This is a genomic window from Paenisporosarcina sp. P5_A11 (assembly GCF_056400705.1).
In genome coordinates this window covers 1-1,915 of record NZ_JBFUKT010000309.1, presented here as the reverse complement: position 1 = coordinate 1,915, position 1,915 = coordinate 1, and the positions used below count along the sequence as shown (strand labels likewise).

The 1,915-nt window shown below is 32.0% G+C and carries 2 protein-coding genes; both read left to right on the top strand.

All coding sequences use genetic code 11. The features are described 5' to 3' along the window. Positions 1-126 precede the first annotated feature (126 nt). On the top strand, positions 127-732 hold the full coding sequence (locus tag AC1DOS_RS19760; RefSeq protein ID WP_477538859.1) for a DUF4304 domain-containing protein: 606 nt from the start codon (positions 127-129) through the stop codon (positions 730-732). 358 nt (positions 733-1,090) lie between these two features. Continuing rightward, a complete protein-coding gene (locus AC1DOS_RS19755) occupies positions 1,091-1,612 on the top strand; it encodes an Imm26 family immunity protein (protein ID WP_477538858.1) in 522 nt (173 codons plus the stop codon). The last annotated feature ends 303 nt before the right edge of the window (positions 1,613-1,915 follow it).

Here is a 1,915-nt window from a genome sequence, read left to right as displayed (position 1 = left end):
ATGAAAAGATGTAGTGTCTAAGTTGAGGCTTTTGATCTTCAACTAACGGGGCAGGTTAGTTGAATAAGATTTAAGCTTAGAGTAGGGTTAATTTAACTGACAATTCATCCACAAACGAGGTGCTAAATGGTTAAATTACAAAAAGAACTAGACCAAATAATAAAAAATTCTATTGCCCCATTATTAAAAGCAAGAGGTTTTAATAAACATGGAAGAAATTATTTTAAGGACTTAGGGGATATGGGTTGGTGTTTCAATATTCAATCAAGTTTATATAGCCATCAAGAAAACATAGATTTTACTTTTAATGCTGGAATATTTGTATCCAATGCTTATGAAGTTTATTTTAATGATTCATCACCAAAGTTTCCGAAAGAATATCACTGTATTGTTCGTAAAAGGGTAAGCGAATTAAAAGGTGTTTTTCAAGAAGAGTGGTATAAATATAACGAAAATGTCATTAGTGATAAACTTTCTGAACAAATGAAAAATGATATGGAAGATATTATAATGCCTTTTTTTAATATTGATAATATTGATGAACTAATCAACTATATGATGAAGGATGAGAGATGGGAACCCCAAGGAACGGCAATGTTAATTGTACTTATGCAACAAAATGGTTATGAACAAAAAGCACAAACACTCTTTGATGAACAGTTTCAACTTTCTAATGAACAATACAAAGAGTTTCTAAAAACGTTAGGAGATAGAATTGGATTGGCTTATTAAACTAACGGGTGCTTTAGTTAAAGATCATTGGGCTCTTTGGCGGCTTTTTCTTCTTGAACTAACGRGGCAGTTTAGTTGAACAATGGTATTTAGAAATGGAGTTAAAAAATGAATATTAAATTTAAATACCGAATTGGTTTAATAATACTTATGATATTTTTTATTTCTTTTCAAKCATATAGAATTATTGATAGTTACAACAAAGGGTTTCTTTTTGGTCTCCCTACTTTTCAGTTAATAATTGGCCTTTTTATTTTGATTACTTTATTTCTACCACCAAAAAAAGAAATTGAGTAAATTGTTAACAAGGTTGTCCTAGCTATTTTCCTTCTTCAACTAACGGGGCAGGTTAGTTGAATTGTCCATTAAAATAACCTATGGTGGTGCAAGAAAAAATGCGAAAAGTATCTTATCCTTTTCACCTAAATCAAATTCATCCTTGATACCAGGACAATTTTGGGCCATACCTTTACCTTCTGATAAGTTCGCATGCGGGCGTGTAATTGAAGTGTCAAAAGTATATAAGCGTACTTTCTTGGCAGGCATAATGGATTGGATAGGTGATAGTCCTCCGACTACAGAAACAATTGCAGGAAGAAAGACACTGGAACAAGGCGATGTTCATATAAAAACTATCCATGAAACAGGGGTAGATGGCATGATATTTGGTTATCGTTCATTAGAAAAAGATGGAATTAATCCAGACATCTTTAAATCTGAACAATGTTTTTCAAATACTTGCATGCTTATGAGAGGATACCAAGAAATACGCCCTGTTACTAAAGAAGAATGGTTAAAATATCCTACCTTTTCTATATGGGGTTACTGTGTTATCAAAGATTTGGCAGAGGATTATTTTATAAATTGTAATAAAGAATAATGCTTCTTCAACTAACGGGTGCTTTAGTCAAARATCATCGGGTTGCATAAGCAGCCTTTTTTTATTGAACTAACGGGGCAGGTTAGTTGAACAAGGTTTTTTCAGTTTTAGATATAATTATTAGGAAAAACAATTTAAACTAAAGGTGCAGATTCCAAAAGATAGAAGATTAGATAAACACGTGTAACAAAATTAATGGAGATCTTGAGGTGAGTTTCTATGAATGATTCAAAATATCTGCATATGCCATCAGATTATGTTTGTCCATTTTGTCTTGTTGTAAATGGTGTAGAGGATGAAGGG

What these genes read in the sequence shown, in the direction of transcription:
- AC1DOS_RS19760 (WP_477538859.1), top strand. Translation starts at nt 127, where the DNA reads ATGGTTAAATTACAAAAAGAACTAGACCAAATAATAAAAAATTCTATT.